The 26,173-nt window shown below is 65.9% G+C and carries 30 protein-coding genes and 1 tRNA gene; 18 read left to right on the forward strand and 13 right to left on the reverse strand.

Annotated elements, in window-relative coordinates; translation table 11 throughout:
* Position 1: 1 nt before the first annotated feature.
* Positions 2-610, reverse strand: coding sequence for a YitT family protein (locus MXB90_RS02630; RefSeq protein WP_250040737.1), 609 nt, complete (start codon positions 608-610; stop codon positions 2-4).
* A 130-nt stretch (positions 611-740) separates the two neighbouring features.
* On the opposite strand from MXB90_RS02630, the gene MXB90_RS02635 reads away from it, so the two are divergent.
* Complete coding sequence (locus MXB90_RS02635) at positions 741-1,424, forward strand: hypothetical protein (protein WP_250040740.1); 684 nt, start codon at positions 741-743, stop codon at positions 1,422-1,424.
* Positions 1,425-1,428: 4 nt separating this feature from the next.
* On the opposite strand, the gene MXB90_RS02640 is transcribed toward MXB90_RS02635, so the two are convergent.
* The 3 genes from MXB90_RS02640 to MXB90_RS02650 are packed head-to-tail and all read right to left on the reverse strand — an operon-like array spanning position 1,429 to position 2,913.
* Positions 1,429-2,016, reverse strand: a complete 588-nt coding sequence (locus tag MXB90_RS02640) for an HD domain-containing protein (protein WP_250040742.1) — start codon at positions 2,014-2,016, stop codon at positions 1,429-1,431.
* Entirely contained in the window at positions 2,013-2,252 is a 240-nt protein-coding gene (locus tag MXB90_RS02645) for a hypothetical protein (protein WP_250040745.1), read from the reverse strand. Before MXB90_RS02645 ends, MXB90_RS02640 begins: the two co-directional genes overlap by 4 nt.
* 1 nt (position 2,253) lies before the next feature.
* Complete coding sequence (locus MXB90_RS02650) at positions 2,254-2,913, reverse strand: alpha/beta hydrolase (protein ID WP_250040747.1); 660 nt, start codon at positions 2,911-2,913, stop codon at positions 2,254-2,256.
* A gap of 195 nt (positions 2,914-3,108) precedes the next feature.
* Here MXB90_RS02650 and iscR point away from each other — a divergent pair, with 195 nt between their 5' ends.
* The 9 genes from iscR to MXB90_RS02695 all read left to right on the forward strand — a co-directional run bounded on the left by iscR (position 3,109) and on the right by MXB90_RS02695 (position 10,845).
* Positions 3,109-3,567, forward strand: coding sequence for a Fe-S cluster assembly transcriptional regulator IscR (gene iscR, locus MXB90_RS02655; RefSeq protein ID WP_250040749.1), 459 nt, complete (start codon positions 3,109-3,111; stop codon positions 3,565-3,567).
* Between the two features lie 106 nt (positions 3,568-3,673).
* Positions 3,674-4,735 (forward strand): cysteine desulfurase family protein, encoded by a 1,062-nt coding sequence (locus tag MXB90_RS02660; RefSeq protein ID WP_250041105.1) that lies wholly within the window; start codon positions 3,674-3,676, stop codon positions 4,733-4,735.
* A gap of 39 nt (positions 4,736-4,774) precedes the next feature.
* Positions 4,775-6,289, forward strand: a complete 1,515-nt coding sequence (gene sufB, locus MXB90_RS02665; RefSeq protein WP_462982204.1) for a Fe-S cluster assembly protein SufB — start codon at positions 4,775-4,777, stop codon at positions 6,287-6,289.
* Between the two features lie 18 nt (positions 6,290-6,307).
* The gene (gene sufC / locus MXB90_RS02670) at positions 6,308-7,063 is read left to right on the forward strand and encodes a Fe-S cluster assembly ATPase SufC (RefSeq protein ID WP_250040753.1); all 756 of its coding nucleotides are present in this window, start codon (positions 6,308-6,310) and stop codon (positions 7,061-7,063) included.
* A complete protein-coding gene (locus MXB90_RS02675; RefSeq protein ID WP_250040756.1) occupies positions 7,063-8,337 on the forward strand; it encodes a SufB/SufD family protein in 1,275 nt (424 codons plus the stop codon). Before sufC ends, MXB90_RS02675 begins: the two co-directional genes overlap by 1 nt.
* 6 nt (positions 8,338-8,343) lie before the next feature.
* Positions 8,344-8,841, forward strand: coding sequence for a YIP1 family protein (locus MXB90_RS02680; protein ID WP_250040758.1), 498 nt, complete (start codon positions 8,344-8,346; stop codon positions 8,839-8,841).
* Positions 8,841-9,431, forward strand: a complete 591-nt coding sequence (locus MXB90_RS02685; protein ID WP_250040761.1) for a YIP1 family protein — start codon at positions 8,841-8,843, stop codon at positions 9,429-9,431. Before MXB90_RS02680 ends, MXB90_RS02685 begins: the two co-directional genes overlap by 1 nt.
* Before the next feature lie 22 nt (positions 9,432-9,453).
* Entirely contained in the window at positions 9,454-10,674 is a 1,221-nt protein-coding gene (locus tag MXB90_RS02690) for a cysteine desulfurase (RefSeq protein ID WP_250040762.1), read from the forward strand.
* Positions 10,675-10,768: 94 nt separating this feature from the next.
* A tRNA-Arg gene (locus MXB90_RS02695) sits at positions 10,769-10,845 on the forward strand.
* A gap of 122 nt (positions 10,846-10,967) precedes the next feature.
* On the opposite strand, the gene MXB90_RS02700 is transcribed toward MXB90_RS02695, so the two are convergent.
* Positions 10,968-11,528: a YcbK family protein gene (locus MXB90_RS02700; protein WP_250040763.1), complete on the reverse strand. Its 561-nt coding sequence runs from the start codon at positions 11,526-11,528 to the stop codon at positions 10,968-10,970.
* Between the two features lie 298 nt (positions 11,529-11,826).
* Here MXB90_RS02700 and MXB90_RS02705 point away from each other — a divergent pair, with 298 nt between their 5' ends.
* Genes MXB90_RS02705 through MXB90_RS02720 form a run of 4 tightly spaced genes read left to right on the forward strand, consistent with a single transcriptional unit; the run spans position 11,827 to position 16,071 of the window.
* Complete coding sequence (locus tag MXB90_RS02705; RefSeq protein WP_250040764.1) at positions 11,827-13,428, forward strand: L,D-transpeptidase family protein; 1,602 nt, start codon at positions 11,827-11,829, stop codon at positions 13,426-13,428.
* 47 nt (positions 13,429-13,475) lie between these two features.
* Positions 13,476-14,579: a UDP-3-O-(3-hydroxymyristoyl)glucosamine N-acyltransferase gene (locus tag MXB90_RS02710; protein ID WP_250040765.1), complete on the forward strand. Its 1,104-nt coding sequence runs from the start codon at positions 13,476-13,478 to the stop codon at positions 14,577-14,579.
* A gap of 3 nt (positions 14,580-14,582) precedes the next feature.
* On the forward strand, positions 14,583-14,858 hold the full coding sequence (locus MXB90_RS02715; protein WP_250040766.1) for an acyl carrier protein: 276 nt from the start codon (positions 14,583-14,585) through the stop codon (positions 14,856-14,858).
* A gap of 4 nt (positions 14,859-14,862) precedes the next feature.
* The gene (locus MXB90_RS02720; protein WP_250041108.1) at positions 14,863-16,071 is read left to right on the forward strand and encodes a beta-ketoacyl-[acyl-carrier-protein] synthase family protein; all 1,209 of its coding nucleotides are present in this window, start codon (positions 14,863-14,865) and stop codon (positions 16,069-16,071) included.
* 86 nt (positions 16,072-16,157) lie between these two features.
* Here the strand turns inward: MXB90_RS02720 and MXB90_RS02725 are convergent, their stop codons facing one another.
* Positions 16,158-16,820 carry an invasion associated locus B family protein gene (locus MXB90_RS02725; RefSeq protein ID WP_250040768.1) on the reverse strand — a complete coding sequence of 221 codons (663 nt, stop codon included), beginning with the start codon at positions 16,818-16,820 and terminating at the stop codon, positions 16,158-16,160.
* Between the two features lie 448 nt (positions 16,821-17,268).
* On the opposite strand from MXB90_RS02725, the gene MXB90_RS02730 reads away from it, so the two are divergent.
* Positions 17,269-18,840 carry a helicase HerA-like domain-containing protein gene (locus MXB90_RS02730; protein WP_250040771.1) on the forward strand — a complete coding sequence of 524 codons (1,572 nt, stop codon included), beginning with the start codon at positions 17,269-17,271 and terminating at the stop codon, positions 18,838-18,840.
* A 6-nt stretch (positions 18,841-18,846) separates the two neighbouring features.
* Here MXB90_RS02730 and MXB90_RS02735 read toward each other — a convergent pair whose 3' ends face one another.
* A complete protein-coding gene (locus MXB90_RS02735) occupies positions 18,847-19,176 on the reverse strand; it encodes a DUF6477 family protein (protein WP_250040773.1) in 330 nt (109 codons plus the stop codon).
* A 224-nt stretch (positions 19,177-19,400) separates the two neighbouring features.
* Here MXB90_RS02735 and MXB90_RS02740 point away from each other — a divergent pair, with 224 nt between their 5' ends.
* A complete protein-coding gene (locus tag MXB90_RS02740; protein ID WP_250040775.1) occupies positions 19,401-20,522 on the forward strand; it encodes a DUF6456 domain-containing protein in 1,122 nt (373 codons plus the stop codon).
* A 228-nt stretch (positions 20,523-20,750) separates the two neighbouring features.
* Complete coding sequence (gene lipA, locus MXB90_RS02745) at positions 20,751-21,707, forward strand: lipoyl synthase (RefSeq protein WP_250040777.1); 957 nt, start codon at positions 20,751-20,753, stop codon at positions 21,705-21,707.
* A 37-nt stretch (positions 21,708-21,744) separates the two neighbouring features.
* Here lipA and MXB90_RS02750 read toward each other — a convergent pair whose 3' ends face one another.
* The 3 genes from MXB90_RS02750 to hpt all read right to left on the reverse strand — a co-directional run bounded on the left by MXB90_RS02750 (position 21,745) and on the right by hpt (position 23,441).
* Positions 21,745-22,632, reverse strand: coding sequence for a cytochrome c (locus MXB90_RS02750; protein ID WP_250040779.1), 888 nt, complete (start codon positions 22,630-22,632; stop codon positions 21,745-21,747).
* A 93-nt stretch (positions 22,633-22,725) separates the two neighbouring features.
* On the reverse strand, positions 22,726-22,905 hold the full coding sequence (locus tag MXB90_RS02755; protein ID WP_250040781.1) for a hypothetical protein: 180 nt from the start codon (positions 22,903-22,905) through the stop codon (positions 22,726-22,728).
* Positions 22,902-23,441 (reverse strand): hypoxanthine phosphoribosyltransferase, encoded by a 540-nt coding sequence (gene hpt, locus MXB90_RS02760; RefSeq protein ID WP_250040783.1) that lies wholly within the window; start codon positions 23,439-23,441, stop codon positions 22,902-22,904. The genes MXB90_RS02755 and hpt overlap by 4 nt, the downstream gene beginning before the upstream one ends.
* Positions 23,442-23,528: 87 nt before the next feature.
* On the opposite strand from hpt, the gene MXB90_RS02765 reads away from it, so the two are divergent.
* Positions 23,529-23,978 (forward strand): type II toxin-antitoxin system RatA family toxin, encoded by a 450-nt coding sequence (locus tag MXB90_RS02765; protein ID WP_250040786.1) that lies wholly within the window; start codon positions 23,529-23,531, stop codon positions 23,976-23,978.
* On the opposite strand, the gene MXB90_RS02770 is transcribed toward MXB90_RS02765, so the two are convergent.
* From MXB90_RS02770 to MXB90_RS02780, 3 genes are read right to left on the reverse strand one after another with little or no spacing between them, the layout of a single operon-like run.
* Entirely contained in the window at positions 23,969-24,439 is a 471-nt protein-coding gene (locus MXB90_RS02770; protein ID WP_250040788.1) for a CinA family protein, read from the reverse strand. The genes MXB90_RS02765 and MXB90_RS02770 overlap by 10 nt on opposite strands.
* Entirely contained in the window at positions 24,436-24,933 is a 498-nt protein-coding gene (locus MXB90_RS02775) for a phosphatidylglycerophosphatase A family protein (protein WP_250040790.1), read from the reverse strand. The genes MXB90_RS02770 and MXB90_RS02775 overlap by 4 nt, the downstream gene beginning before the upstream one ends.
* Positions 24,930-26,057, reverse strand: coding sequence for a bifunctional 2-C-methyl-D-erythritol 4-phosphate cytidylyltransferase/2-C-methyl-D-erythritol 2,4-cyclodiphosphate synthase (locus MXB90_RS02780; protein WP_250040793.1), 1,128 nt, complete (start codon positions 26,055-26,057; stop codon positions 24,930-24,932). Before MXB90_RS02780 ends, MXB90_RS02775 begins: the two co-directional genes overlap by 4 nt.
* Positions 26,058-26,173: the final 116 nt, after the last annotated feature.

The following is a 26,173-nucleotide window of genomic DNA, read 5'->3' on the forward strand; positions in this document are numbered from 1 at the left end:
GTCACGTCGCGATGTAGCGGTCGCGCCGGTGGTTGATGGCAATCACCATGTTCAGCACCAGCGCCCCCAGAAAGGACCAGGCCACAGTCTGCACATCGCGCAGACCAAGGGCCAGCAAAAACACCCCAACATCGAACAGCAGCTGGGTCCAGCCGGCGCGAAAACCGGTTTTGTCCTGCAGGTAGAGCGCGACGATCCCCACGCCGCCCAAGCTTGCCCCGTGGCGGAACAGCGCCAGCAGCGCCGCCCCCGAGACAAAGCCGAACAGCACCGCGCCCGCGCCCGGATGCAGCTGATCAAAGCTGACAAGGCGCGGCAGGATCATCGTGCCCGCCGACATCAGCGCCACCGCGGCAAAGGTCTTGGCCACGAAGGCCCCGCCCATGCGCCGGTAGCCGATCCAGTAGAAGGGCAGGTTTATCACGAAGAAGACCGCGCCAAAGCTCCAGCCGGTGGTGTAGGAAATCAGCACCGCCAACCCCGCCGTCTGGCCGGTGACCAGCCCCAGATGCGTCAGGATCACGATGCCGAAGGCGGCCATCGTCGCGCCATAGGCGATGCCCTGGGCATCCTCCAGCAGGCTGTGTCTGTTTGCACCATCCCCGGCCATGGTTCCCACCCTCGACTTGCCAGGCCCCTGTCAATCATTTCATCCCCCCCGGTGCAAGGGGCATGCCCGGGACTTGCGCGCTGGCGGGGATGTGACTTTCGCCCCGGCCTCGCGCGGGCTAAGACGGGGCATGAGCAAATTTCCGATCCTTGTCGCCCTTGGTCTTGCCCTTGTCCTGTCGCTCGTCAGCCCGCCGGTTTTGGCGCAGGGGCTGCCGGGGATGGGCCGGGGGATGGTGTCCGCGGGCGGGCGGGTGATGATCGACCGGGCGGCGGGGGCCGCGGAACGCCGGGCGATTCTGGCCCGGATCAAGGCGGCCGAGGCGGGGATCGCCAAGGCCTTCGGCGCGCGCCGGTCCGCCCCCCAGTGGCAGGTCTGCACCACGCCCGCCTGCGACCGCGCCAATGGCATGACCAGCCGCGCCATGAGCTATGGGGCGTTGCTGGTCACGATTTCGTCCAAGGCGGTGGCGGATGACAAGACCTATCTGCACGAACATGTCCATGCCGAACTGGCCAGCGCGCTGCCGTTTGCGATTGGCGCGGCATCGCGGTTGCCCAACTGGTTTGATGAGGGGCTGGCCACGGTGATTTCCCGATCCGCCGGCTATCCGGCCAAGCGGCGCGCCGATTGCGCCGGGGTGGCGCAGATGCCGCTGCCGAAGACGCGGGCGGATTTCGTGCGCCTGTCGCGGGCATCGGGGGCGGGGCCGGTTTACATGCGGTCGGCCTGTGCGGTGCTGGATTGGCTGGACAAGGGCCGCAGCCCGGCCGATGCGCGTGCCCGGTTGGCGCGGGGCGGGCGGCTGCCATAGGGGTCTAGACCCCGAACCAACCCCGTGCCCGGGCCGCGATCCAATCCCACAGGGCCGGGGCGCCACGCGCGATCCGCGCGCCCACCCGCTGTTCCAGCTGTGGCCAGGTCACATCATATTCCGCCCATGTGCCCCCGCCCGAGGCGATGTTGTGGATCACCGGCTGCACCCGGTCCAACGCCTTGGCAAAGACCGCATCGGGGGTTTCGGCGGCCTCAAACTCTTGCCAGAGCGCGCGAAGTTCGTCGCGCAAATCATCGGGAAGGATGCCGAAAATGCGATCCGCGGCGGCGGCCTCGGCGGCCTGCACGGCGGCCGAGCCATGCGCCGTGCCATTGGCCGAATGGATCGGCACGTCGCCCACGTCGATTTCCACCAGATCATGCAGCAGCAGCATGCGGACCACCCGGTCGATGTTGACCCCAGGCCCGGCGTGATCGGCCAGAACCAGAGCATAAAGCGCCAGGTGCCAGGAATGTTCGCCGGAATTTTCCCGCCGCGATCCATCGGTCAGCAGGGTCGCGCGCTGCACCTGCTTGAGCTTGTCCGCCTCGATCAGAAAGCGGAACTGCGCGTCCAGCCGCGTGCTCACCCGGCCTGACCGATCTTGTCGCGGCGCCGGGCGGCCAGCCGGTCTTCGATGAAGCGCCGCGCCCGCGCCTCGGATATGCGCAGCCGGCACGAGGTCATGAACGCCTCTTCCAGCGAGGGGGACGAGGTGCCGATGACCTTGCCCACCTCCATGTAGAAACGGTCGTCGTCCAGTTCGTCCATCGCAGCCATCACATCGGCGGCCAGCCGGTCGGCCAGATCGTCGATCAGCGCCATGTCAGCGCGACCCTTCCGTCAGGCGGCGTTTGACATAGGCCTGCACGGTGTCGATCATCGGCTTCATATGCGCCTCATCATCCTTGAAGAAATGGTCCGCGCCCTCGACCTCTTCATGGGTGATGGTGATGCCCTTCTGCTCGCGCAGCTTGGCCACCAGCGTTGCCGTGTCCTTGGGCGGGGCCACGCGGTCGGCGGTGCCGTTGATGACCAGCCCCGAAGACGGGCAGGGCGCCAGGAAGCTGAAATCATACATGTTCGCCGGCGGCGCGACCGAGATGAAGCCGGTGATTTCCGGCCGCCGCATCAGAAGCTGCATGCCGATCCAGGCGCCGAAGGAAAAGCCCGCAACCCAGCAATGCTTGGAGTTGGGGTTCATCGCCTGCAGATAGTCCAGCGCCGAGGCGGCATCCGACAGCTCGCCAATGCCCTGGTCATATTCGCCCTGGCTGCGGCCCACGCCGCGGAAGTTGAAGCGCAGCACCGTGAAGCCCAGCCGGTGGAAGGCATAGTGCAGGTTATAGACGACGCGGTTGTTCATCGTGCCGCCGAACTGCGGATCGGGGTGCAGCACGATGGCGATCGGCGCATCGGGGGCGGCCTGCGGGTGGTAGCGGCCTTCAAGGCGACCTTCGGGTCCGGGGAAAATGACTTCGGGCATGGATCTTGCCTGGTTCCTGTCGATCTGTCGCAGGTGGACGGGCGGGTCTAAACTTGACGTAATCGCTCGGACACCATAGGACGGGGCCATCTCCGGCGGGATGCCGGACATTCGGGTGCAAGTGAGTTAAGGGGCGAAGGGCGCGGCGTCAATGGCCGTGTCCGCTTTTGCTTTTCAGGGCCGGCGGAGGGTTGGATGAAGCTTTCGACCAAGGGACGCTACGCGATGGTGGCGCTGGTGGATCTGGCGATCGCGGGCGCGGGGCAGATGACCTCGTTGTCCGAAATCTCGCGCCGGCAGGATATTTCCCTGCCTTATCTGGAACAGCTGTTCGTGCGGCTGCGGCGCGCCGGGCTGGTGGCCAGTGTGCGCGGCCCGGGCGGTGGCTATCGGCTTGCGCGCCCGCCCGAGGAGATCCGGATTTCCGAGATTTTCGAGGCGGTGGATGAAACCGTCAGCGCGCTGCATGTGGGCGCGGGCGCCTCGGGCGGGGTGTCGGGCAGCCGGGCGCAGTCCTTGTCGAACCGGCTGTGGGAAAGCCTGAGCGCGCAGGTCTTTGTCTTTCTGCACCAGACCACGCTGGCCGATGTGGCGCGCAATGGGCTGAAGCCCTGTCCGGCGGTGCCTTCGTTGTTTTCGGTGGTCGACGAATGAGCGCGGCGGGCATCATCCCAGGGCGGCGCGCGGGTGGGGGCGGCGGGACGCTCCGCGGGGAGTATTTGGGCCAAGAAGAAGCCGCAGGCGCGTGGATGGGCGGCTGATGGCGGGGCGGCTTTATCTGGACTGGAATGCCACCACGCCGCTGCGGCCGCAGGCGCGCGCGGCGATGATTGCGGCGATGGATGTGGTGGGCAATCCGTCCTCGGTCCATGCCGAGGGGCGGGCGGCGCGGGCGCTGATGGAAAAGGCGCGCGCGCAGGTCGCCGCGGCGCTGGGGGCCGAGGGGCAGGATGTGATCTTCACCTCGGGCGCGACCGAGGCGGCGGCGCTGGCCTGTGCGGGGCGGGGGCTGCATTGTGGCGCGGTGGAACATGATGCGGTTCTGGCCTGGTGCGCGGCGGATCTGGCGGTGGACCGGCAGGGGCGGGTGGCGGTGACCGATCCGGGCCGCACCGCGCTGCAACTGGCCAATTCCGAGACCGGCGTGATCCAGAGCCTGCCCGAGGGGCTGGCGGTGTCGGATCTGACGCAGGCCTTTGGCAAGGTTCCGCTGGCGTTCAACTGGCTGGGGGTGACGGCGGGGCTGATTTCGGCGCATAAGCTGGGCGGGCCCAAGGGCGTAGGTGCGCTGGTGGTGCGGCGCGGCACGGATGTGGCGGCACAGCTGCGCGGCGGCGGGCAGGAAATGGGCCGGCGCGCGGGCACCGAAAACCTGATCGGCATCGCGGGCTTTGGCGCCGCGGCCGAGGCGGCGGCGCAGGATCTGGCGCAGGGCGTCTGGGCCGAGGTGGTTGAAATTAGAAAAATTCTAAAAATGGCTCTGGAAGACGCCGCCGAAGATGTTATCTTTCCGGGGTGGGAGATATCGGGAGATGGGCCTGGGCTTTTGCCCAACACATTGTCGGTGCTGACCCCGGGCTGGAAGGGCGAGACGCAGGTGATGCGGCTGGATCTTGCCGGTTTTGCGGTGTCGGCGGGCTCGGCCTGTTCGTCGGGCAAGGTACGGGCAAGCCGTGTACTGGTGGCGATGGGGTATGATGAAGCGCAGGCGGGTTCGGCGATCCGCGTGTCGATCGGACCGGGGGTGGGGCGCGAGGATGTCTTGCGCTTTGCCGATGCCTATGGGGCCGCGCTGAGGCGGCACCGGGCGCGGATGGTCTGAACGCGGGTTCCGCAGGAAGGATGAACGGAAGTGACGCAGGTGGATCAGGAACTGGAAGTCCGTGAGGGCGTGGACCGCGAAACGGTCGAGACTGTCCAGAACATGGGCAGCTACAAATACGGTTGGGAAACCGAGATCGAGATGGAATACGCCCCCAAGGGCGTGAACGAGGATATCGTTCGGCTGATCTCGGAGAAGAACGGCGAGCCGGAATGGATGACCGAATGGCGGCTGCAGGCGTTCCGGCGCTGGCAGACGATGGAAGAGCCGCGTTGGGCGATGCTTAACTATCCCGCGATCGACTACCAGGATCAGTATTACTACGCCAAGCCGAAAAGCATGGCCGAAAAGCCCAAAAGCCTGGATGAGGTCGATCCCAAGCTGCTGGCCACCTATGAAAAGCTGGGCATTCCGCTGAAGGAACAGATGATCCTGGCTGGGATCGAGGGGGCCGAGGGGATCGCGGCCGATGCGCGCAAGGTCGCGGTGGATGCGGTCTTTGACTCGGTGTCGCTGGGCACGACCTTCAAGGACGAACTGGCCAAGGCGGGCGTGATCTTCTGTTCTATTTCCGAGGCGATCAAGGAACATCCCGAACTGGTGAAGAAATATCTGGGCAGCGTCGTGCCGCAGACCGACAATTTCTTTGCCACGCTGAATTCGGCTGTGTTTTCCGACGGGTCCTTTGTCTACATCCCGCCGGGTGTGCGCTGCCCGATGGAGCTGTCGACCTATTTCCGGATCAATGCCGAAAACACCGGACAGTTCGAACGCACGCTGATCATCGCCGACAAGGGCAGCTATGTCAGCTACCTGGAAGGCTGCACCGCGCCCAAGCGCGAGACCCATCAGCTGCATGCCGCAGTGGTGGAAATCGTCATCCTTGAGGATGCCGAGGTGAAATATTCCACCGTCCAGAACTGGTATCCGGGCGATGAGGAAGGCCGCGGCGGCATCTACAACTTTGTCACCAAGCGCGCCGATTGCCGGGGCGACCGGGCCAAGGTGATGTGGACGCAGGTGGAAACCGGATCGGCGATCACCTGGAAATACCCCAGCTGCATCCTGCGCGGCGAGGGCAGCCAGGGCGAGTTCTATTCGATCGCCATCGCCAACAACTGCCAGCAGGCCGATACCGGGACCAAGATGATCCATCTTGGCAAGAACACCCGGTCGCGCATTGTTTCCAAAGGGATTTCTGCAGGACGCGCGCAGAACACCTATCGCGGTCTGGTGACGATGCATCCCAAGGCCAAGAACAGCCGCAACTACACCCAGTGCGACAGCCTGCTGATCGGCGATCAATGCGGCGCGCATACGGTGCCCTATATCGAGGTCAAGAACAACTCGAGCCGGGTCGAGCATGAGGCGACGACATCCAAGGTGGATGACGATCAGCTGTTCTATTGCCGCGCCCGCGGCATGGATGAGGAAGAGGCGGTGGCGCTGGTGGTCAACGGCTTCTGCCGCGAAGTGCTGCAGGCGCTGCCGATGGAATTCGCCATGGAGGCGCAAAGCCTTGTCGCGATCAGCCTTGAAGGCTCGGTCGGGTAACGGATACGGGATAGAGAAATGTTGGAAATCAAGAACCTGCACGTCAAACTTGAAGACGAAGACAAGCAGATCCTGAAAGGGGTCAACCTGACGGTGGAACCGGGCAAGGTGCATGCGATCATGGGGCCGAACGGGTCGGGCAAATCGACGCTGTCCTATGTTCTGTCGGGCCGCGACGGCTATGAGGTGACCGAGGGCAGCGCGACGCTGGAAGGCGCCGACCTGCTGGAGATGGAGCCCGAGGAACGTGCCGCGGCGGGCCTGTTCCTGGCGTTTCAGTATCCGGTGGAAATTCCGGGCGTGGGCAACATGACCTTCCTGCGCACCGCGGTGAACGCGCAGCGCAAGGCACGCGGGCAGGACGAACTGTCGGCGGGCGAGTTCCTGAAGGTGGTGCGCGAAAAGGCCAAGACGCTGAAGATCGACGCCGAGATGCTGAAGCGGCCGGTGAACGTGGGCTTCTCGGGCGGGGAAAAGAAGCGCAACGAGATCCTGCAAATGGCGATGCTGGAACCGAAGATGTGCATCCTGGATGAAACCGATTCCGGGCTGGACGTTGACGCGATGAAGCTGGTGGCCGATGGCGTGAACGCGCTGCGCGATGCGGGGCGGTCCTTCCTGGTTATCACGCATTATCAACGGCTTCTGGATCACATCAAACCCGATGTGGTGCATATCATGGCCGATGGCCGCATCATCCGCACCGGCGGGCCGGAACTGGCGCTGGAGGTCGAACAGAACGGCTATGCCGACATCCTGGCGGAGGCGCAGTGATGGCGGCACCCCAGGCAAAGGCCAGCGCGCGGCTGGACGCGCTGCAAACGGGGCCGGGCTTTGGCGCGGCGCGGGCGGATGCGCTGGCGCGGTTGCGGGCGATGGGCCTGCCGGACCGGCGCGACGAATATTGGCGCTATACCGATCCGGCGACGCTGAACGTTCAGGCGGCGCCCGCCGCCCCGGTCTTTGATGCCAGCGATGAGGCGCCGCTGTTCGATGCGCTGGACCGGGTGAAGCTGGTCTTTGTCGATGGCGTCTTTGACCCGGCGGCATCCGATGATCCGGCGCTGGCCGGGGTTGAAATCCTGCGGTTGGCGGATGCGCCGGATATTTCCTGGGCCAATGGGCTCTATGGCACGCTGGAAACCGCGGGTCAGACCCCGGTGGCGCGCCCCTTTGCGGCGTTGAACACGGCGGCGGCCACCGATGGCATCCTGATCCGCGCCACGGCCCGCGCGGCCAAGCCTGTTCATCTGATTTATATCCATGAATCAGAGACTTCGGATCCGATCCTTCACCATCTGGTGAAGGTCGAACCGGGCGCGGAACTGACGTTGCTGGAAACCGGCCCGGCCGGCGCGCGCTTCAACAAGGTGCTTGAGGTCGATGTGGCAACGGGCGGACGCTTTCACCACGTGCAGGTCCAGGGGCGCGATCATCAGCGCCGGGCGGTGACGCATCTGTTCACGCGCGTCGCGGAAGAAGCGCTGTTCAAAAGCTTTACGCTGACCGCCAATGGCGTGCTGACGCGCAATGAATGCGTGATCGACATCGCGGGCGACGATGCCGTGGCCCATGTCGCGGGCGCAGCCCTTGGCGATGGCGCGACCGGCGCGTTCCACCATGACGACACCGTCTTCATCACCCACGGGGCCGAGCGTGGCGAAAGCCGGCAGGTGTTCAAGAAGGTTCTGAAACACGGCGCGGTGGGCACCTTCCAGGGCAAGATCCTGGTCAAGCCCGGCGCGCAGAAGACCGACGGCTATCAGATCAGCCAGTCGTTGCTGCTGGATGATGACAGCCAGTTCCTGGCCAAGCCTGAACTGGAAATCTATGCCGATGACGTGAAGTGCAGCCACGGATCGACCACAGGCGCGCTGGATGAAACGGCGCTGTTCTACCTGCGTTCGCGCGGGGTGCCGCAGGAAGAGGCGGTGGCGCTGCTGGTGCTGTCCTTCCTGGCCGATGCCATCGCCGAGATCGAGGATGAGGACATCCAGGCCGAGATCGTCGCGCGGCTGGAAGCCTGGCTGTCCCGGCATCGCGGCTAGGCGGGCATGTCGGCGACCGATGACATCCTGCGCAGCTATCGCGCCCCGCGCGCGGTGATGCGCAGTCTTCTGGCGCGGGGCCGGTCGGAACCGTGGGCGCTGTCGATCCTGCTGGCGGCGCTGGCGGTGATCTTTGTCGCGCAATGGCCGCGGCTGTCGCGCATCGCCCATCTGGACCCGGATCAGCCCCTGACGGGGCTGATGCTGGGCACGGGGCTGGCGGCGCTGGCGGCGTTGCCGGCATTCTACCTGCTGGCGGGGGCCAGCCATGTCATCGCGCGCGCGCTTGGCGGGCGGGGCAGCTTTTACGGCGCGCGGCTGGCGCTGTTCTGGGCGCTGCTGGCGGCCTCGCCGCTGATGCTGTTGCAGGGGCTGGTGGCGGGGTTCATCGGCGCGGGCGCGCAGCTGACCTTTGTCAGCGCGGCGGTGGGCCTGGTCTTTGCCGCGATCTGGCTTGCGGCGCTGCGCGTGGCGGAATTCGAACATCCCGGCGGAGGTGCCTGATGGAGCTGCGGTTTTCGGTTCTGCTGGATCTGATCCGCCAGTCGGTTCTGGACCCGAACGGGGCGGTGGCGCGGCTGCTGGGGCTGGGCGTGCCGATGCAGGGGCGCATTCTGGGACTGGCCATCGTCATGGTGCTGTCGGCAGCGTTGGCAACGCTGTCGCAGATGGCGCTGGCGCTGGCGACGGGCGGGCAGATCCGGGTTTCGGCGGCATCGCCGGTTGTTCTGGCGCTGATGCAGGGTGCGCTGCTGGTTTACGGCGCCTGGGCGATCGCCTTCTTTGGCCAGCGCATGGGCGGGCGCGGCACATTCGCCGATGCGCTTTTGCTGGTGGTCTGGATGGAATTCGTCCTGATCGTCGGGCAGATGGTGCAATTCGTGCTGATGTTCCTGTTCCCGATGGTCGGCATGGTGCTGACGATGGTGTTGCTGGGGCTGATGGGCTGGCTGTTGGTCCGCTTCACTGCGGCGCTGCATGGCTTTACCAATCTCGCGCTGGTCGCGCTGGCGGTGGTCGGGATCTTCATCGGCAGCGCGCTTGTATTCGGCATCGTCATGATGTCGTTCGGAATTTTCCCCGTCCCCGCATAGCGCGGGACTACAGGAGCCTGTCATGTATGACGTTGCCAAGATCCGCGCCGATTTCCCGATCCTTAGCCGCACGGTGAATGGCAAGCCGCTGGTCTATCTGGACAATGGCGCATCGGCGCAAAAGCCCGCTTGCGTCATCGAGGCGGTGACGCGCGGTTACGCGGAAGAATATGCCAATGTTCACCGTGGCTTGCACTATCTTTCGAACCTGGCCACCGAAAAGTATGAGGCCGTGCGCGGCATCATCGCGCGCTTTCTGAACGCGCCCTCGGCCGAGGAGATCGTCTTCACCTCGGGCACGACCGAGGCGATCAACCTGGTGTCCTATGGCTGGGCCGCGCCGCGGCTGCAGGCGGGCGATGAAATCGTGCTGTCGCTGCTGGAACATCACGCCAATATCGTGCCCTGGCATTTCCTGCGCGAACGGCAGGGCGTGGTGCTGAAATGGGTCGAACCCGAAGCTGACGGGTCGCTGGACCCGGCGAAGGTGCTGGCCGCGATCGGCCCGCGCACGCGGCTTGTGTCGGTCACGCATATGTCGAACGTGCTGGGCACGCTGGTCGATGTCGCGGCGATCTGCAAAGGCGCGCGGGCGGCGGGCGTTCCGGTTCTGGTCGATGGCTCGCAGGCGGCGGTTCACATGCCGGTGGATGTGGCCGCGATCGGCTGTGATTTCTATGCGATCACCGGACATAAGCTTTATGGGCCAAGCGGTTCCGGCGCGATCTTCATCCGGCAGGAGAGGATGGAGGAGATGCGCCCCTTCCTGGGCGGCGGCGACATGATCGACACGGTCACGCGCGACAGCGTCACCTATGCCCGCCCGCCGATGCGGTTTGAGGCCGGCACCCCCGGCATCGTGCAGCAGATCGGGCTGGGCGTGGCGCTGGACTATCTGATGGGCGTCGGCATGGACAAGATCGCCGCGCATGAGGCGGACCTGCGTGATTACGCGCTGGAACGGTTCAAGGGGCTGAACTGGCTGAAGGTTCAGGGCGCGGCCCCGCATCGCGGCGCGATCTTTTCGCTGACGCTGGCGGGGGCGGCCCATGCGCATGACATCTCGACCGTGCTGGACAAGCGCGGCATCGCGGTGCGCGCGGGCACGCATTGCGCCATGCCCCTGATGCAGCATCTGGGCCTGTCGGCGACGGCGCGGGCCTCTTTCGCGATGTATAATACCCGCGAAGAGGTCGATGCGCTGATTTCGGCGCTGGAACTGTGTCACGATCTGTTTGGCTGATCCCGACGCGGCCAGGCATCGGCGCCATGGGGCCCAAGATCCGTCCGGACCCCATTGCAGCCCCGCGCAAAGCTGGCTATAGAGACCACGTGCTGCACCCGTAGCTCAGCTGGATAGAGTGTCGCCCTCCGAAGGCGAAGGTCACAGGTTCGAATCCTGTCGGGTGCGCCAATTTCCCCTTCCGATCCGATGGATAGCGCAGTTGCGGGGCCGGTTCTGCCGTCTTGATGTCCGGTGGCCAAATGAAAAAGCGCCGCGAAAGCGGCGCTTTGGTGGCCTCTGCCAGGGCGGGGTCAGCCGCCCCAGGTGCGGATCGGGCCGCAATCCATATGCACGAAATTTGAGCGCGAATATTTGCCGACGCCGCCCGCCTTGCAGGCCGCAGCCGCCTGATACATCTGCCCGACCGAACGCGACTTCAGCCGCAGATCGGCGGCCTGGCCCTTCATGTGCAGCGAATTCTTGGCCACCCCGCCCGAGCGCGAGCGCAGCATCGAATTGGTCTTGGGCGAGCGATAGCCCGACAGCATCATGTAGGGTTCGCTTACATCCATCAGTCGATGCGCCGCGGCGGCGATGTCGATGGTGCGCGGGTCAATGCGTGTCACCTCATTCGTGCGCCAGTCGCGCATGAAGTGGTTGATCTCGGCCAGGGCTTCCTTGATGTAGTCGCCCTCGATCCAATAGACGGTGTCCAGGCTTTCGCCGGTGCGGCCCGAATACATCCGGATGCGCCGGATGTCGCCTGCGCCTTTCAGAAAGCCGAATGCGTTGGATGTCGTGGGGGCTGCCGTGATCATGGTCGCCGCAAAGGCGCCAAGAAGCCCGCGCCGGGAGATCGTCGTCATGCTCATTTCGTTCGCCTGTCCTGCCAGTTCCTGCCGCCCGGTTCGGCGGCTCTGCCGGGTTACCCCCGCCAGATGCGAAGTTTATGGCACAGTGTGATTCTCAGACCAACCTCTGATTTGCGCTGTTCCCACGAAGACCAGCCTGATCGGCGGTATTTTGCTGAAATCCGGCCATCTGTTGCGCCGCAGCATCGAAATCTGGCGGCTGTGGCGCAATCGGGCGCCAGCCGTGGGGTCGGTCTGGACAGCGCGCGCGAATTCAAGGAAGCTGAAATTTAAGGGAAATCGGCAGTTTGGGGTGATCATGGGCCAGGTTGGGCGGCTTCGGACGTGGGTTGCGGCGGCGGCGGTGCTGGCGGCGGCGGGCGGGGCGGTCAGTTCCGCGGCGCAGGAACTGCCGGTCTTTGCGCAGGCCCTGGCCGAGCGGGCCCTGGCCGATCCCGCGCTGCAGGCATTCTACGCCGCGCGCGGCCATGCGCCGATCTGGACCGGGGCCGAGGATTCGGCCCGCCGCGCGGCGTTCTTTGCCGCGCTGGATCAGGCGGTGCATCACGGCCTGCCCGTGGCCCGCTATGACGCGGCCGGGTTGCGCGCGCGCTTTGCCACGATCCGGTCCGAACGCGAACGCGGGATGCTGGAGGCGGCGATGTCGGGCGCCTTCCTGGCCTATGCGCGTGACATGCAGTCGGGCGTGCTGGACCCCACGACAATCGACAGCGGCATCGTGCGTGACATCGCGCGCCCCGATCCGCTGGATCTGCTGAGCCGGTTCGCGGCCGCGGAGCCCGAGGCGTTTTTCCGCGCGCTGGTGCCCGCGGCGCCGCAATATGCGCAATTGATGAAGGCGCGGCTGGATCTGGCGGCGGTCATCGCGCGCGGCGGCTGGGGCGCGCCGGTGCCGGGCAAGACCCTGCGTCCGGGCGACAGCGGGCCGGCGGTGATCGCGCTGCGCGACCGGCTGGTGGCGATAGGCTATCTGCCGCGGTCCGCCGTGGCCAGTTTCGATGGCTCGATCCAGAAGGCGGTGCAGCAGTTTCAGATCGACCACGGGCTGACATCCGATGGCGTCGCCGGTGAGGGCACCCTGGCCGAGATCAACCGCCCGCCGCATGATCGGCTGAAGGCGGTGACCGTGGCGCTGGAACGGATGCGCTGGATGAACGGGATGGACCTTGGCGACCGGCACATCTGGGTCAACATCACCGATTTCTCGGTCCGGGTGGTGGATGACGGTAAGGTCAGCTTTGAATCGGTGACCGTCGTGGGCGAAACCAAACACGACCGGCGCACCCCGGAATTTTCCGACCAGATGGAATTTATGGTGGTCAATCCCACCTGGAACGTGCCGCGATCCATCACGGTCAAGGAATATCTGCCGATGATGAAGCGCAACCCCAATGCGGCGGGGCATATCAACATCATCGACAGCCGTGGCCGGGTTGTGCCGCGGTCTGCGATCAACTTTGCCGCCTATACCGAGCGCAGCTTTCCCTTCCAGATGAAGCAACCGCCTTCGGATGGTAATGCGCTGGGGCTGGTGAAGTTCATGTTCCCCAACAAGTACAACATCTATCTGCATGATACGCCGTCGAAATCCTTGTTTGACCGTGAGGTGCGGGCGTTCTCGCATGGCTGTGTGCGGGTGGGGCAGCCCTTCGATCTGGCCTATGTGCTTCTGGGCGCGCAAAGCCCCGATCCGCAGGGGGAATTCCGCCGTCATCTGAACACGGGGCGCGAAACCACGGTGATGCTGGACCGCCCGGTTCCGGTGCATCTGGTCTATTACACCGCCTGGCCCACGCCGCGCGGGCGGATCGAATACCGGCGCGACATCTATGGGCGGGACGGCGCGCTTTTCGACGCGCTGGCCCGGGCCGGGGTGGAATTGCCGGGCGCGGACAGCTAAATCGGAAGGGCGGGCGCAGCAGGCGCCCCCAGCCTGGAAGGCCCGACATGGCGCATACAGTTGCACAGATTGCCAAGGCCCTTGGGGCCAGGGCGGAAGGCGACCTCTCGATCCGGATCGAGGGCGCCGCGGAACCGGCGGCGGCGGGCCCGGCGCAGCTGGCGCTGGCGATGGACCCGAAATATGCCGAAGGTCTGGCGCAGGGATCGGCGCGCGCCGCGATGCTGTGGGACGGCGCGGATTGGCAGGCGTTGGGGCTGCAGGCGGCGATCTTCGTGGCGCGCCCGCGTCTGGCGATGGCGGGGCTGAGCCGGGTCTTTGATCCCGGCCCCGAAATCGCGCCGGGGACGCATCCGTCCGCCATCATCGACGCTTCGGCCCAGATCGGGGAAGGCGCGGCGATCGGCCCCTTCGTGGTGATCGGGCGCGGGGTGGTGATCGGGCCGCGCGTGCGCATCGCCGCCCATGTCAGCATTGCCGAAGGTGCGGTGATCGGCGCCGATGCCCTGATCTTGCAGGGCGCGCGGATCGGCGCGCGGGTCAGCATCGGGGATCGGTTCATCTGCCACCCCGGCGCGGTGGTGGGGGCGGACGGCTTTTCCTTTGTCACGCCGGAAAAATCCGGGGTCGAGGAAATCCGCCAGACGCTTGGCACACGCGACGAAATCCGCGCCCAAAGCTGGACGCGCATCCATTCGTTGGGCACGGTCCAGATCGGCGACGATGTGGAACTGGGCGCCAATGCCACGATCGACCGGGGCACCGTGCGCGCCACGGTGATCGGACACGGGACCAAGCTGGATAACCTGGTGCATGTGGGCCACAACGTGCAGGTCGGGCGCGATTGTCTTTTGTGCGGGCAGGTGGGGATCGCCGGGTCGTCGCGCATCGGCGACCGGGTGGTGCTGGCGGGGCAATGCGGGGTGTCGGACAATATCTTCGTGGGCGATGACGTGATCGCGGGCGGCGCGACCAAGATCTTTTCCAACGCGCCCGCGGGGCGGGTTCTGCTGGGATCGCCGGCGCTGAAGATGGAAACCCATGTCGAGGCGTGGAAAAACATCCGCCGGCTGGGCCGGTTGTTCGCGCAGGTGGCCGAGCTTCGGGAAACCGTTACAAAGATGAGCCAGAAGAACGGGACGGAGCAATAACACATGAGCCTGACCGTGTCCGAACAGATCATTGCCATCCTGGCCCGCGAAGCGGTGCTGGACCCCCATGAAGTGCGCCCCGAGATGACGATCGAGGATCTGGGCCTCGACAGTCTGGGCCTGGTCGAGACGATCTTTGCGATCGAGGAGACCTTTGACATTTCCGTGCCCTTCAACGCCAACGACCCCGCGCAGGGGGATTTCGACATTTCCTCGGTGGGGGCGATCGTGGCGGCGGTGGAACGGCTGATCGCCGCGCGGGGGGCCGCGCTTGCCTGAGGGGCTGCGCCGGGTCGTCATTACAGGCGCGGGCACGGTCAACGCGCTGGGGCGCGACGTGCCCGAAACGCTGGCCGCCATGGCCGAGGGGCGCTGTGGCATCGGCGATCTGGATATCGAGGATGCCGATCGGCTAAGCGTGCGCATCGGCGGCCAGGTCAAGGGCTGGGTGCCCGAAAACCTGTTCGATGCCAAGGCCCTGGCCTTTTATGACCGGGTCACGCAATTCGCGCTGGTCGCCGCGCGTGAGGCGGTGGCACAAGCGGGGCTGAATTTCGCGGGCGATCTGGGCTTGCGGTCGGGCGTGGTCATGGGCTCGGCCGGGGGCGGGGTCGGCACCTGGAACGACTCGTTCCGCGCGGTCTATGCGATGGGCAAGAACCGCGTGCATCCCTTTGTCGTGCCGCGGCTGATGAACAATGCCGCCGCCAGCCATATCGCGATGGAATTCGGGCTGATGGGGCCGGCGTTCTCGGTTTCGACCGCCTGCGCCAGTTCGAACCATGCGATGGGGCTGGCGTTTCAGATGGTGCGGTCGGGGGCGGCGCCGGTGATGCTGACCGGCGGGGCCGAGGCGATGCTGTGTTTCGGCGGCATCAAGGCTTGGGAGGGCTTGCGCGTGATGTCGCGCGACGGCTGCCGCCCATTCTGCGCCAGCCGCAACGGCATGGTCCAGGGCGAGGGCGCCGGGGTCTTTGTGCTGGAAGATTACGACCACGCCCGCGCCCGTGGGGCCGATATCCTGGCCGAGGTTTCGGGCTTTGCGATGACCTCGGATGCGGGCGATATCGTCATGCCGTCGATGCAGGGGGCGGCGCGGGCGATCACCGGGGCGTTGCAGGATGCGGGCTTTGACCCGGCAACCGTGGCCTATGTCAACGCGCATGGCACCGGCACCGCGGCCAATGACCGGACCGAGACGGCGGCGATCCGCGCGGCCTTTGGCGCCGCGGCCGAGGGGGTGGCGCTGTCGTCAACCAAGGCGATGCATGGCCATTGCATCGGCGGCACCGGCGCGGTCGAGCTGCTGGCCTGCCTGATGGCGCTGCGCGACGGGATCGTGGCGCCGACCATCGGCTATCAGCGCCCCGACCCCGAATGTGATCTGGATGTGGTGCCCAATACCGCGCGCGAGATGCGAGTGGATCGGGCGCTGTCCAATGCCTTCGCCTTTGGCGGGCTGAACGCGGTGCTGGCCTTGCAGCGGATCTGACCGGCGAACGGCAGGGGCCGCAATGGAAAACGCCGCCCGTTCGGGGCGGCGTTTCAATCTGTCATCGGGCGCGTCTGTGTCGCGGATCAGTTCGCCAGCTTGGCGTTCGATTCGGCCATCGCCGTATAGGCCGCGGTAAAGCCCTTCAGCGACATGTCGAGGTTCACCTTCTGATCGGGCGCCGCCATCGGCACCAGCGTCACGACGACCTTGTTGCCCCGGCGCAGCGCGGCCAGTTCATCGGCGGTAAAGCCCGCCTGCACGAAACAGCCCACACGGGCGCAGAAGCGGAACGGGTAGACCTTGGCCTCGGCGCTGTCGACCTTCAGCACCAGATTCTGGCTAAGATCGGTTTCCAGCGGCGTCATGATCGTGGCGCCGGCAGCGGCCTGCTGGCCTTCGGGCAGGTTCTGGATCGAGATATCGGCGACGGAATTGCCCTGGTCATCCTTCAGAAGCTGATAGATCTGGCAGGGGTCCTTGCCGTCCTCGGTGCGGATGCACTGCACGGTCCAGGCGTCAAAGGTCTGGGCGACATAGGGTTTGCCGATGTCACTGGTTTCGGCCTCGGCCTCGGCCGTGGCAGGGGCTTCGGTTGCGGCCTCGGCTGCCGGGGGCTCTGCGGCCGGGGTGTCGGCTGCGGGGGCTTCAGCAGGGCTTTCGGCGGGGGTGGTTGCATCCTGCGCCAGTGCCGCCGAACCAAGGCCCAGGGCCAGCACGAGGGCGAGGGGTGTTTTCAGATCTGCCATTTTTCCCTTCCATCCTGAACAGGTAGCGCCGCCCCCTTAGCACGGGGCCGGGGTGAAGTCAGGGGCGAAAAGCGGATAGGTGTGGGGGCAAGCGGCGGATTTCGGCCAAGATTGCGTGAGCCGCGCCGATCCGATCCGCCGCAGGCGGGGGGGCGAAAAAAGAAAAGGGTTCCGCTACGGAACCCTTTTCATCGTTCTCCCTGTCGGACTGGCCGACTTCGTAATTGCGCAAACGCTAATCGCGAAGTTGTTACAGGTCAACAGGCAAATATGATGCATCCAAAGGCATGAATTTGCGCAAAAAAGCCGCACCCCGAAAGGTGCGGCCAGTCCGACAGGGAGGAAGTCGCCAGATGCCGTCGCAACACCATCCAGGACAGATGCAGACTGGCACAGGGTGGTTAAATAAGTATTCTTTGCGCGAACATTTGGGGAAAAGAGGTTTCGCATGACCGGGGTTCTGACCGAAACGGGCATTTTCGTGGGCGGCGGCGGCGAAGGCCATGCAACCGCGCAAGAGCTTTTGCTGAAATATGCCAATCGTCACGGTTTGATCGCGGGGGCCACCGGCACCGGCAAGACGGTCACGCTGCAGATCCTGGCCGAGGCCTTTTCCAGCGCCGGGGTGCCGGTCTTTCTGTCGGATGTGAAGGGCGATCTGGCGGGGCTTGCGATGCCGGGCAGCGCCGAGGGCAAGCTGCATGCCGCCTTTGCCCAGCGCGCGGCGACCATCGGCTATGATCTGGCCTACCGCGACTTTCCGGTAACCTTCTGGGATCTGTTCGGGGACCAGGGCCATCCGGTGCGCACGACGGTGTCGGAAATGGGGCCGCTGCTTTTGTCGCGGCTGATGGGCCTGTCCGAGGCGCAGGAAGGTGTGCTGAACATCGCCTTCCATCTGGCCGATGAAGAGGGGCTGGCGCTGCTGGATCTGAAGGATCTGCGGTCAATGCTGGTGCATGTGGGGCAGAATGCCGCGCAGATCGGGCTGCGCTATGGCAACGTCTCGGCCGCGTCGGTGGGGGCGATCCAGCGCCAGTTGCTGGTGCTGGAAACGCAGGGCGGCGACCGGTTCTTTGGCGAACCCGCGCTGGAGCTGGCCGATATGATGGCGCAGGCCCCCGACGGGCGCGGCCGGATCAACATTCTGGCGGCGGACCGGCTTATGTCCTCGCCCCGGCTTTATGCGACCTTCCTGCTGTGGCTGCTGTCAGAACTGTTTGAGGAACTGCCCGAGGTGGGCGACCCCGACAAGCCGCGATTCGTCTTCTTCTTCGATGAGGCGCATCTGCTGTTCGACGATGCGCCCAAGGCGCTGGTCGACAAGGTCGAACAGGTGGCCCGGCTGATCCGGTCCAAGGGGGTGGGGGTGTATTTCATCACCCAGAACCCCGCCGACGTGCCTGATGGCGTGCTGGGCCAGCTGGGCAACCGGGTGCAGCATGCCCTGCGCGCCTTTACCGCCAAGGACCAGAAGGATCTGGCCCGCGCCGCGCAGAACTATCGCCCCAACCCCGCCTTCGACACCCAGACCGCGATCAAGGAGGTCGGCACCGGCGAGGCGGTGACATCCTTCCTGCAGGCCAAGGGCGCGCCGGGCATGGTGGAACGCACGCTGGTCCGCCCGCCGCAATCGCGCCTGGGGGTCCTGAGCGATGCCGAACGGCGCGCGGTCATCGCGGCCTCGGCCCTGGGGGTGAAATACGACCGCGTGATCGATCGCGATTCGGCCCATGAAATCCTGACCCGGCGCGCCGACGAGGCCGCGCGCGAAGCCGCCCGCGCCGAGGCCGAGGCTGCGACCGAGGCCGAAAGCGCCGCCCGGGCCGAGCGCGAATTCCGCAACGCGCGGCGCTATGACAGCGACACCGGCAAGACCCCGGCCAAGCCGCGCAGTCGGTCGCGCAGCTCCGATTCGGTTCTGGAAACCTTTGGCAAAAGCCTGGCCCGGCAACTGGGCACGAAATCGGGGCAGGCGTTGGTGCGCGGGGTGCTGGGCACGCTGTTCCGGTCGCGCTAGGCGGGGTCAAACCCGCAGCGGCACCGGGGTGTGGGCGGGTTCGGGCGACTGTTGCGGCCTGCGCGGCAGCAGCCGTGCCTCGGCCATCACGGCGATCAGAACGTCGATGTGGCGCATCACGCAATAGTCCGCCGACCCCGCGCGCCGGCTGGCCTCAAGCCGTGATTCTTCGGCCAGAAGCCCCGCCAGCGCCGCGTCCGGCCCGGGCAGCGCACCCGATGCCAGGATGCGCTTCAGATCACGGCTGCGGCTGTAATCGGCCAGCCCGAAACGCGCGGCACGCACCAGCAGACGCGGGCGTTTCAGCTGTGAAACAAGGGCGGAAAGGTCGGTCATGGCAGTTCCCCGGTTGTGTGACGGGGGTCACGAAAGCACAACCTATGCGGGTGTTGCGCTATTCCAAAGATCAGCGTTCGGCGCTTTCGAGAAAATTTAGGATTTTTAAACAATTCTCTGGATCGTTCGCGTTCTTTAACGAACAGGTAAGGAAACCAACCCACGGTTGAGCGGCACGGACTCTTGCGGCAACACGGATTTGTCGCCTGTATCTGGGGGAAAGAATGAAGACGACTGCACAAGGTCCCGCGGGGTTGCCCGCGTGGCTGCCGGACTATGCACGCCTGTATCTGCGCCATGTGGAAGAGGGTGTCTCGATTCGCCAACTGGCGCGGGCTGAGGGCTGCCATGCCTCGACCGTCCTGCGCCGGGTGCGCCGGATCGAGGCGCGCCGCGACGATCCGCTGGTCGATGAGGCGCTTGATGGTCTGGGCCGCAATCGTCCCGCTTGCCCCCCACGCGCAACCGGATCAGCAGAGGAAGACCCGATGAGCGCACCGCTTCGTTCCGATCCGATCCCCGAAGCCCAACTGATGGCCGAAGCCCGCCGCATCCTGCGTCGGCTTGGCGAAATGGGCGCGCTGCTGGTGGTCGCCCCCGACATGGACAAGGCCGTGGTGCTGAAGGGCACGGTGCGCACCGCCGTTCTGGACCGTTCGGTGGCGCAGGCCTTCGCGCTGAAGGACTGGATCCAGGTTGCCCATTCCGGCCGCGTGGTCAGCTATGAAATCAGCCCGGTCGGTCGCGCCGCGCTGAAGCGGATGCTGGAGGACACGGTCCCCGGTTTTGCCGACGCCCAGGGCGCCTTTGCCGGGGACGAGCCCGCCCCGCATGCCGCCCAGCACCGGATCTGGGCCGAACGGGACCTGCCCGACCCCGACGACAACCGCCCCCGCCGGATGCGCGCAAACCTGGCCGAAAGCCCGCTGGGCGTTCTGGCACGGCGGCGGGACAAAGAGGGCGAACCCTTCCTGACCCCCGATCTGGTCGCCGCCGGCGAGCGGCTGCGCGAGGATTTCGAACTGGCCCAGCTGGGCCCGCGCGTGGCGCAGAACTGGGAACGCTTTCTGACGGGGGGCGGGGATCGCGGCCAGTACCGCACGGGCCACGGCGGCGGCGGGTCGGAACGCGCGCGCGAACGCGTCGCCGCCGCGCTGCGTGATCTTGGGCCGGGGCTGGGCGACATGGTGCTGCGCTGCTGCTGTTTTCTGGAAGGGCTGGAAACGGCGGAAAAGCGGCTGGGCTGGTCGGCGCGCTCGGGCAAGATCGTGCTGCGCATCGCATTAATCCGGCTCAAGCGCCATTATGACGAAACCTATGGCGGCGCGGCGCCGCTGATCGGGTAGGGCCGCCGGCGAAGGGGCAGGGGGCGCTGCCCCCTCTTGGCGCTCTGCGCCAATTCACCCCCGAGGTATTTTTGGCAAGATGAAAGCCCCCTTCGGCTTTGACCAAATATCCCGGGGGGTGAGGCGCGGCACGCGCCGAGGGGGGCAGCGCCCCCCTTTTGCGTCGCATCCCTTGGACAAGTCCGCCCGAACGCGTTACATCTGCCCCAGCAGCTGCAGGAGTGCCCCATGAGTCCGCGCGACCTAAAGATCCCCGGCCAGCGTCATCCGGAAAAGGCGCATCGTCCCGACCAGGAACAGCCCAAGAAACCGGCTTGGATCCGGGTCAAGGCCCCGACCTCGCAGGGCTACAAGGACACGCGCGAGATCCTGAAGACCAACAAGCTGGTGACCGTCTGTGAAGAGGCGGGCTGCCCCAATGTCGGCGAATGCTGGAGCGCGGGCCACGCCACCATGATGATCATGGGCGAGATCTGCACCCGGGGTTGTTCATTCTGCAACATCGCCACCGGCAAGCCCGATGCGCTGGACGCCTTCGAGCCGGGGCGTGTGGCCCATGCGGTGCAGACGCTGGGGCTGAAGCATGTGGTGATCACCTCGGTCGATCGCGATGATCTGGACGATGGCGGCGCTGAACATTTCGCCCAGACGATCCGCGCGATCCGCCACCGCAGCCCCGACACCACGATCGAGATCCTGACCCCCGATTTCCTGAAATGCGCCCCCGAGGCGCTGGAGAAGGTGGTCGCGGCGCGGCCCGATGTCTTCAACCACAATCTGGAAACCGTGCCGGGCCTTTATCCCACCGTGCGCCCCGGCGCGCGCTATTTCCACAGCCTGCGCCTGTTGCAGCGCGTGAAAGAGCTGGATCCGGCGATGTTCACCAAATCGGGCATCATGGTGGGCCTGGGCGAGGATCGTCAGGGCGTCTTGCAGGTGATGGATGACATGCGCGCCGCCGATGTCGATTTCCTGACCATTGGCCAGTATCTGCAGCCAACCCCCAAGCATCACCGCGTGGACCGCTTTGTCACCCCCGAGGAATTCAAGGATTATGAGCGTGCGGCCTATGGCAAGGGCTTTTTGATGGTCTCGGCCACGCCGCTGACGCGGTCATCCTATCACGCGGGCGAGGATTTCGCGCGGCTGCGGGCGGCGCGTCTGGAAAAGCTGGGCCGGGGCTGAGGCCACGCAGGCGGCGGTTGAGCGGGCCAAATGGGGCTTACTCAACCGGCGGCACGCGTTTCAGATAGGCGGCCACGGCGCGCCGGTCTTCGGGCGGCAGCTGGGCGTAGTTCGACACGACATGGGCCATATGGCCGCCGACGCTGTCGTAATCTGGGGTGAAGCCGGTTTCCAGATAGGCGGCGATGTCAGCCTCGGTCCAGGTCAGTTTCGCCGGGGTGATGTTGGGAATCGTGCCGGTGCCCGAAGGATCGGGCCCGCCTGCCAGCCAGCGGCTGCGGTCCAGCCCGCCCAGCGCATTGCGCGGGGTGTGGCATTCGCCGCAATGGCCCAGCGCCTCGGCCAGATAGCGGCCGCGGGTTTCTTCCGGGTCAAGATCGCCGGTGATCACCCAATCCTCATTCAGGAACAACGCCTTCCAGCCGCCAAGGGCTGTGCGGATGTTGAAGGGAAAGCCGATGTCATGCGGCGCGCTTGGGGTGGAATCGGCGGGCAGGGCCATCAGGAAGGCATGCAGGTCGGCCACGTCCTGCGCGGTCATCTTGGCATAGGCGCCATAGGGCAGGGCGGGGTAAAGATGCTGGCCCGCGCGCCCCGTGCCCTTGATCAGCGCATTGGCCAGATCGGCCACGGTCCAGCCCGCGATTCCCTGGTCCGAGGGCGAGATATTGGGCGCAAGGAAGGTTCCGAAGGGCGAGGCAAAGCGCTGCCCGCCTGCCATCACCCGCTGCGCCGCATCGCGCGCGCCCGGCGCCATGTGGCACGATCCGCAGCCTGCGGCCAGAAACACCGTCTCGCCGCGCGCGGCATCGCCGGAAAGCCCGGCCAGATCGGTCGTATCCACCCGTTGCGGGCGCGTCACGACCAGCGCCGCGCCCAGGGCTGCGGCACCGGCCAGGGCCAGGATCATCAGGCTGCGGCGCATCGGCTTTCTCCGTCTTGGACCATGGTTGGGGACAGTGTGCGGCCTTGGGCCGCCTGATGCAACCTTGCGCGGGCTTGGCTCAGGGGGGCGGTGTCAGGGGCGGGGCGCGCGGGGCAGTTTTTCGACGCGCGCCCAATCGGGCCACAGGCCCAGCCAGTCCAGCGCCACCACCGCCAGTGCCGCGGCCACCGCGATGGCCGCGATCTTCACCATCCGTGGCGAGGGCGGGTGGCGCGCCCATTTCGCCATGCGCAACAGCCAGGTCAGGTTCATTCGGTGAACCGGACCTTGCCGATGAAGGGCAGGTTGCGGTTGCGCTGGGCAAAGTCGATGCCATAGCCGACCAAGAATTCGTCGGGAATTTCAAATCCCGTCCAGGTGGCGCGCACATCGGCCTCGCGCCGCGACGGTTTATCCAAAAGCGCGCAGCATTCGATCCGGCGCGGATTGCGCGCGCGCAACAGCCCCATCACATGCTTCAGCGTGTGGCCGGTATCGACGATATCCTCGACCACCAGCACATCGCGCCCCTCAATCGGGGCGCGCAAGTCCTTGAGGATGCGCACCTCTCGGCTGGAGGTCATCGCATCGCCATAGCTTGACGCCTCAAGAAAATCGACCTCGACGGGCAGGTCGATTTCACGCACCAGATCGGCGATGAAGACGAACGACCCCCGCAGCAGACCCACCACCACCAGCTTGTCGGTGCCGGCAAAGGCCGCGGTGATGTCATGGGCCAGCGCCTCGACGCGGGCGGCGATCTTCTTGGCCGAAATCATCTGATCGATCACATAGGCGCGCTGCGTCATCTTGGCATTTTCCTGTGGGGGCCTTGATTTCCGCCCCCTTCTTACCGCAAAGAAGCCCCGCAAGTCACGGCGGAAACGGATCACGCGATGCCCAGCCATTCCGAACAGCGGGTGATGCCCTACAGCGCGCAGCAGATGTATGATCTGGTTGCCGATGTCGGGCGCTATCCGGAATTCCTGCCCTGGAATTCGGCCGCGCGGATCCGGTCACGCGCGCTGCAGGTTGACGGGTCCGAGGTGCTGGAGGCCGATCTGGTGATTTCCTTCAAGGTCTTCCGCGAACGGTTCGGCAGCCGGGTCACGCTGTGGCCCGAACGGTCGCGGATCGACACGGAATATCTGGACGGGCCCTTCAAATACCTGCGCAGCTGGTGGCAATTCGCCGATCGCCCGGGTGGCGGCTGTCAGGTGGAGTTCTTTGTCGATTTCGAATTCCGCAACGCCCTTTTGCAAAAGGTGATCGGCGTGGTCTTTGATGAGGCAATGCGCCGGATCGTGCGCGCCTTTGAGGATCGGGCAAAGGCGCTTTACGGCTGAAGCGCGCGGGAAAGCAGCGCCAGCGCATGATCGCGCGCGGCGTGGCGCACCCGGTCGCGCCCCAGCGCGCCGAAGTCGATGGTTTCGGTGAAGGTTGGCGCGCCCTTGTGGGCAAGGCCAAAGCAGACGCGCCCCTCGGGCTTGAATTCGGACCCGCCGGGGCCGGCGATACCTGTGATCGCCACCGCCAGATCGGCCAGCGAATGGGTGATCGCACCTTCGGCCATTTCGCGCGCGACGGGTTCCGACACCGCGCCATGGGCGGCCAGCGTGTCCGCCTGCACGCCCAGCATGTCCTGTTTTGCGGCGTTGGAATAGGTGACAAAGCCCCGGTCCACCACCGCCGACGACCCCGCCACATCGGTCAGCGCCACCGCGACCATGCCGCCGGTGCAGCTTTCGGCGGTGGCGATGCGCAGGCCGCGCGCCTTGGCGGCGGTCAGGATCGCAGCCGGGGTCATTGCATGATAATCCCGTGCGCGACGCCCGCCGCGACCATCGTGGCAAGCCCCGCAAAGACCCCGGCCCACAGGTCATCCAGCATCACGCCCGCCGCATCGCCGCGCCGGTCGGCCCGGCCCACAAGCCAGGGTTTCCAGATGTCGAACAGCCGGAAGAAGACAAAGGCCGCGACCCAGCCGGGATAGGCGACCACGGCCCAATCCTCCAGGCCCCGCGCCCAGAAGGCGGCGGCGGGGAACAGCAGCGCCAGCCACTGGCCTGCGACCTCATCAATCACGATCTCGGATGGGTCCTCGCCGGGGCGGCCGTGCAGTTCCCGGCCCACCGACCAGAAACCCAGCGCGGTCACCGCGGCCGTGGCCGCGACCAGCGCCCAGAAGCCGATGTAGCGGTCGATCGCGACGCCCAGCACCAGCGCCGCCGCCGATCCCCAGGTGCCCGGCGCGGGCCGCATCAGCCCAACGCCGAAAAAGGTGTTGATGGCCCGGATCATGCGCGCACCAATGTTGCCGTTGCGATGGCCGCGATACCTTCTTCGCGGCCCGTGAACCCCAGCCGTTCCGAGGTGGTCGCCTTGACCGACACCCGATCCGGCGCCACATCCATGATGCGGGCCAGTTCTGCCGCCATTTTAAGGGCATGCGGGCCGATCTTCGGACGTTCACAGATCAGCGTCACATCGACATTGCCGATGCGATAGCCCCTTTCGGCGGCCAGCTTCGCGGCATGGGCCAGAAAGATCTCGGATGCCGCGCCCTTCCATTGTGGGTCCGAGGGCGGGAAATGCCGCCCGATATCACCCGCCGCCAGCGCGCCATAGATCGCATCGGTCAGCGCATGCATCCCCACATCCGCATCGGAATGGCCCAGAAGACCCTTGGAATGGGGGATTTTCACCCCGCACAGGATGACGTGATCGCCCTCGCAAAAGGCATGCACGTCATAGCCATTGCCCAGCCTTACATCCATTTCGGCCCCCAGAATGCGCTCGGCCCGGGCAAAATCCTCGGGCCAGGTGATTTTCAGATTGTCCTCTGCGCCGGGGACGATGTCCACCGCAAGTCCCGCCCGGCGCGCGATTTCGACATCATCGGCAGCGTCGCCCGGATGGGCGCGATAGGCGGCCAGGATCTTGTCAAAGTGAAAGCCCTGCGGGGTCTGCGCGCGATAAAGCCCGTCGCGGTCGGCGGTGCCGGTCACCCGGCCCTCCGAACCCCGCCAAAGCGCATCCGTCACCGCCAGGGCGGGCGCGGCCGCGGGCGCATGATCCAGCGCCGCCAGCACCGCCATGATCACCGTGCGCGGCACAAGCGGGCGCGCGCCGTCATGGATCAGAACCTTGGAAATTCCGGCCCCATCAAGGGCTTCCAGCGCGTTCCTTACGCTTTGCGACCGGGTCTGCCCGCCTGCCACCAGCGTCACCGTGCCGCCGAATTCCTCCAGCCCCCGGATCATTTCCTCCGGGTGCAGCACCACGATGATGCGGCCCAGCCCCGCAAAGGCCGCGACCGTGCGCGCCAGCACGCTTTGCCCGCACAAGGGACGCCATTGCTTGGCCAGCCCGCCGCCCGCGCGGCTGCCGCGCCCGGCGGCGACAATGATCACAGCCGTTGTCATGCACCCTCCACAAATCTGCGCCAATGGCTTAGGCGATACCTGCCCGCGGTGCAATCGAGGCTTTTGTCGCATTTCGGGGCAGGTAAGTGATTATTTTTTGTGCAACTGCTGTTTTT

This window comes from Phaeovulum molybdatiresistens, from assembly GCF_023544865.1.
Classification (GTDB): Bacteria; Pseudomonadota; Alphaproteobacteria; order Rhodobacterales; family Rhodobacteraceae; genus Pontitalea.

Excerpts from the sequence above, each read along its gene's own strand:
- MXB90_RS02700 (WP_250040763.1), bottom strand. The coding sequence starts at position 11,528 with ATGAGCATGACGACGATCTCCCGGCGCGGGCTTCTTGGCGCCTTTGCG.
- MXB90_RS02730 (WP_250040771.1), top strand. The coding sequence starts at position 17,269 with ATGACCGGGGTTCTGACCGAAACGGGCATTTTCGTGGGCGGCGGCGGC.
- MXB90_RS02630 (WP_250040737.1), bottom strand. The coding sequence starts at position 610 with ATGGCCGGGGATGGTGCAAACAGACACAGCCTGCTGGAGGATGCCCAG.
- MXB90_RS02645 (WP_250040745.1), bottom strand. The coding sequence starts at position 2,252 with ATGGCGCTGATCGACGATCTGGCCGACCGGCTGGCCGCCGATGTGATG.
- MXB90_RS02735 (WP_250040773.1), bottom strand. The coding sequence starts at position 19,176 with ATGACCGACCTTTCCGCCCTTGTTTCACAGCTGAAACGCCCGCGTCTG.
- MXB90_RS02660 (WP_250041105.1), top strand. The coding sequence starts at position 3,674 with ATGGCGGGGCGGCTTTATCTGGACTGGAATGCCACCACGCCGCTGCGG.
- MXB90_RS02650 (WP_250040747.1), bottom strand. The coding sequence starts at position 2,913 with ATGCCCGAAGTCATTTTCCCCGGACCCGAAGGTCGCCTTGAAGGCCGC.
- MXB90_RS02705 (WP_250040764.1), top strand. The coding sequence starts at position 11,827 with ATGGGCCAGGTTGGGCGGCTTCGGACGTGGGTTGCGGCGGCGGCGGTG.
- MXB90_RS02725 (WP_250040768.1), bottom strand. The coding sequence starts at position 16,820 with ATGGCAGATCTGAAAACACCCCTCGCCCTCGTGCTGGCCCTGGGCCTT.
- MXB90_RS02680 (WP_250040758.1), top strand. The coding sequence starts at position 8,344 with ATGTCGGCGACCGATGACATCCTGCGCAGCTATCGCGCCCCGCGCGCG.
- MXB90_RS02740 (WP_250040775.1), top strand. The coding sequence starts at position 19,401 with ATGAAGACGACTGCACAAGGTCCCGCGGGGTTGCCCGCGTGGCTGCCG.
- MXB90_RS02710 (WP_250040765.1), top strand. The coding sequence starts at position 13,476 with ATGGCGCATACAGTTGCACAGATTGCCAAGGCCCTTGGGGCCAGGGCG.
- hpt (WP_250040783.1), bottom strand. The coding sequence starts at position 23,441 with ATGACGCAGCGCGCCTATGTGATCGATCAGATGATTTCGGCCAAGAAG.
- MXB90_RS02780 (WP_250040793.1), bottom strand. The coding sequence starts at position 26,057 with ATGACAACGGCTGTGATCATTGTCGCCGCCGGGCGCGGCAGCCGCGCG.
- lipA (WP_250040777.1), top strand. The coding sequence starts at position 20,751 with ATGAGTCCGCGCGACCTAAAGATCCCCGGCCAGCGTCATCCGGAAAAG.
- MXB90_RS02765 (WP_250040786.1), top strand. The coding sequence starts at position 23,529 with ATGCCCAGCCATTCCGAACAGCGGGTGATGCCCTACAGCGCGCAGCAG.
- MXB90_RS02635 (WP_250040740.1), top strand. The coding sequence starts at position 741 with ATGAGCAAATTTCCGATCCTTGTCGCCCTTGGTCTTGCCCTTGTCCTG.
- sufC (WP_250040753.1), top strand. The coding sequence starts at position 6,308 with ATGTTGGAAATCAAGAACCTGCACGTCAAACTTGAAGACGAAGACAAG.
- iscR (WP_250040749.1), top strand. The coding sequence starts at position 3,109 with ATGAAGCTTTCGACCAAGGGACGCTACGCGATGGTGGCGCTGGTGGAT.
- MXB90_RS02690 (WP_250040762.1), top strand. The coding sequence starts at position 9,454 with ATGTATGACGTTGCCAAGATCCGCGCCGATTTCCCGATCCTTAGCCGC.
- MXB90_RS02770 (WP_250040788.1), bottom strand. The coding sequence starts at position 24,439 with ATGACCCCGGCTGCGATCCTGACCGCCGCCAAGGCGCGCGGCCTGCGC.
- MXB90_RS02685 (WP_250040761.1), top strand. The coding sequence starts at position 8,841 with ATGGAGCTGCGGTTTTCGGTTCTGCTGGATCTGATCCGCCAGTCGGTT.
- MXB90_RS02675 (WP_250040756.1), top strand. The coding sequence starts at position 7,063 with ATGGCGGCACCCCAGGCAAAGGCCAGCGCGCGGCTGGACGCGCTGCAA.
- MXB90_RS02755 (WP_250040781.1), bottom strand. The coding sequence starts at position 22,905 with ATGAACCTGACCTGGCTGTTGCGCATGGCGAAATGGGCGCGCCACCCG.
- MXB90_RS02750 (WP_250040779.1), bottom strand. The coding sequence starts at position 22,632 with ATGCGCCGCAGCCTGATGATCCTGGCCCTGGCCGGTGCCGCAGCCCTG.
- MXB90_RS02715 (WP_250040766.1), top strand. The coding sequence starts at position 14,583 with ATGAGCCTGACCGTGTCCGAACAGATCATTGCCATCCTGGCCCGCGAA.
- MXB90_RS02775 (WP_250040790.1), bottom strand. The coding sequence starts at position 24,933 with ATGATCCGGGCCATCAACACCTTTTTCGGCGTTGGGCTGATGCGGCCC.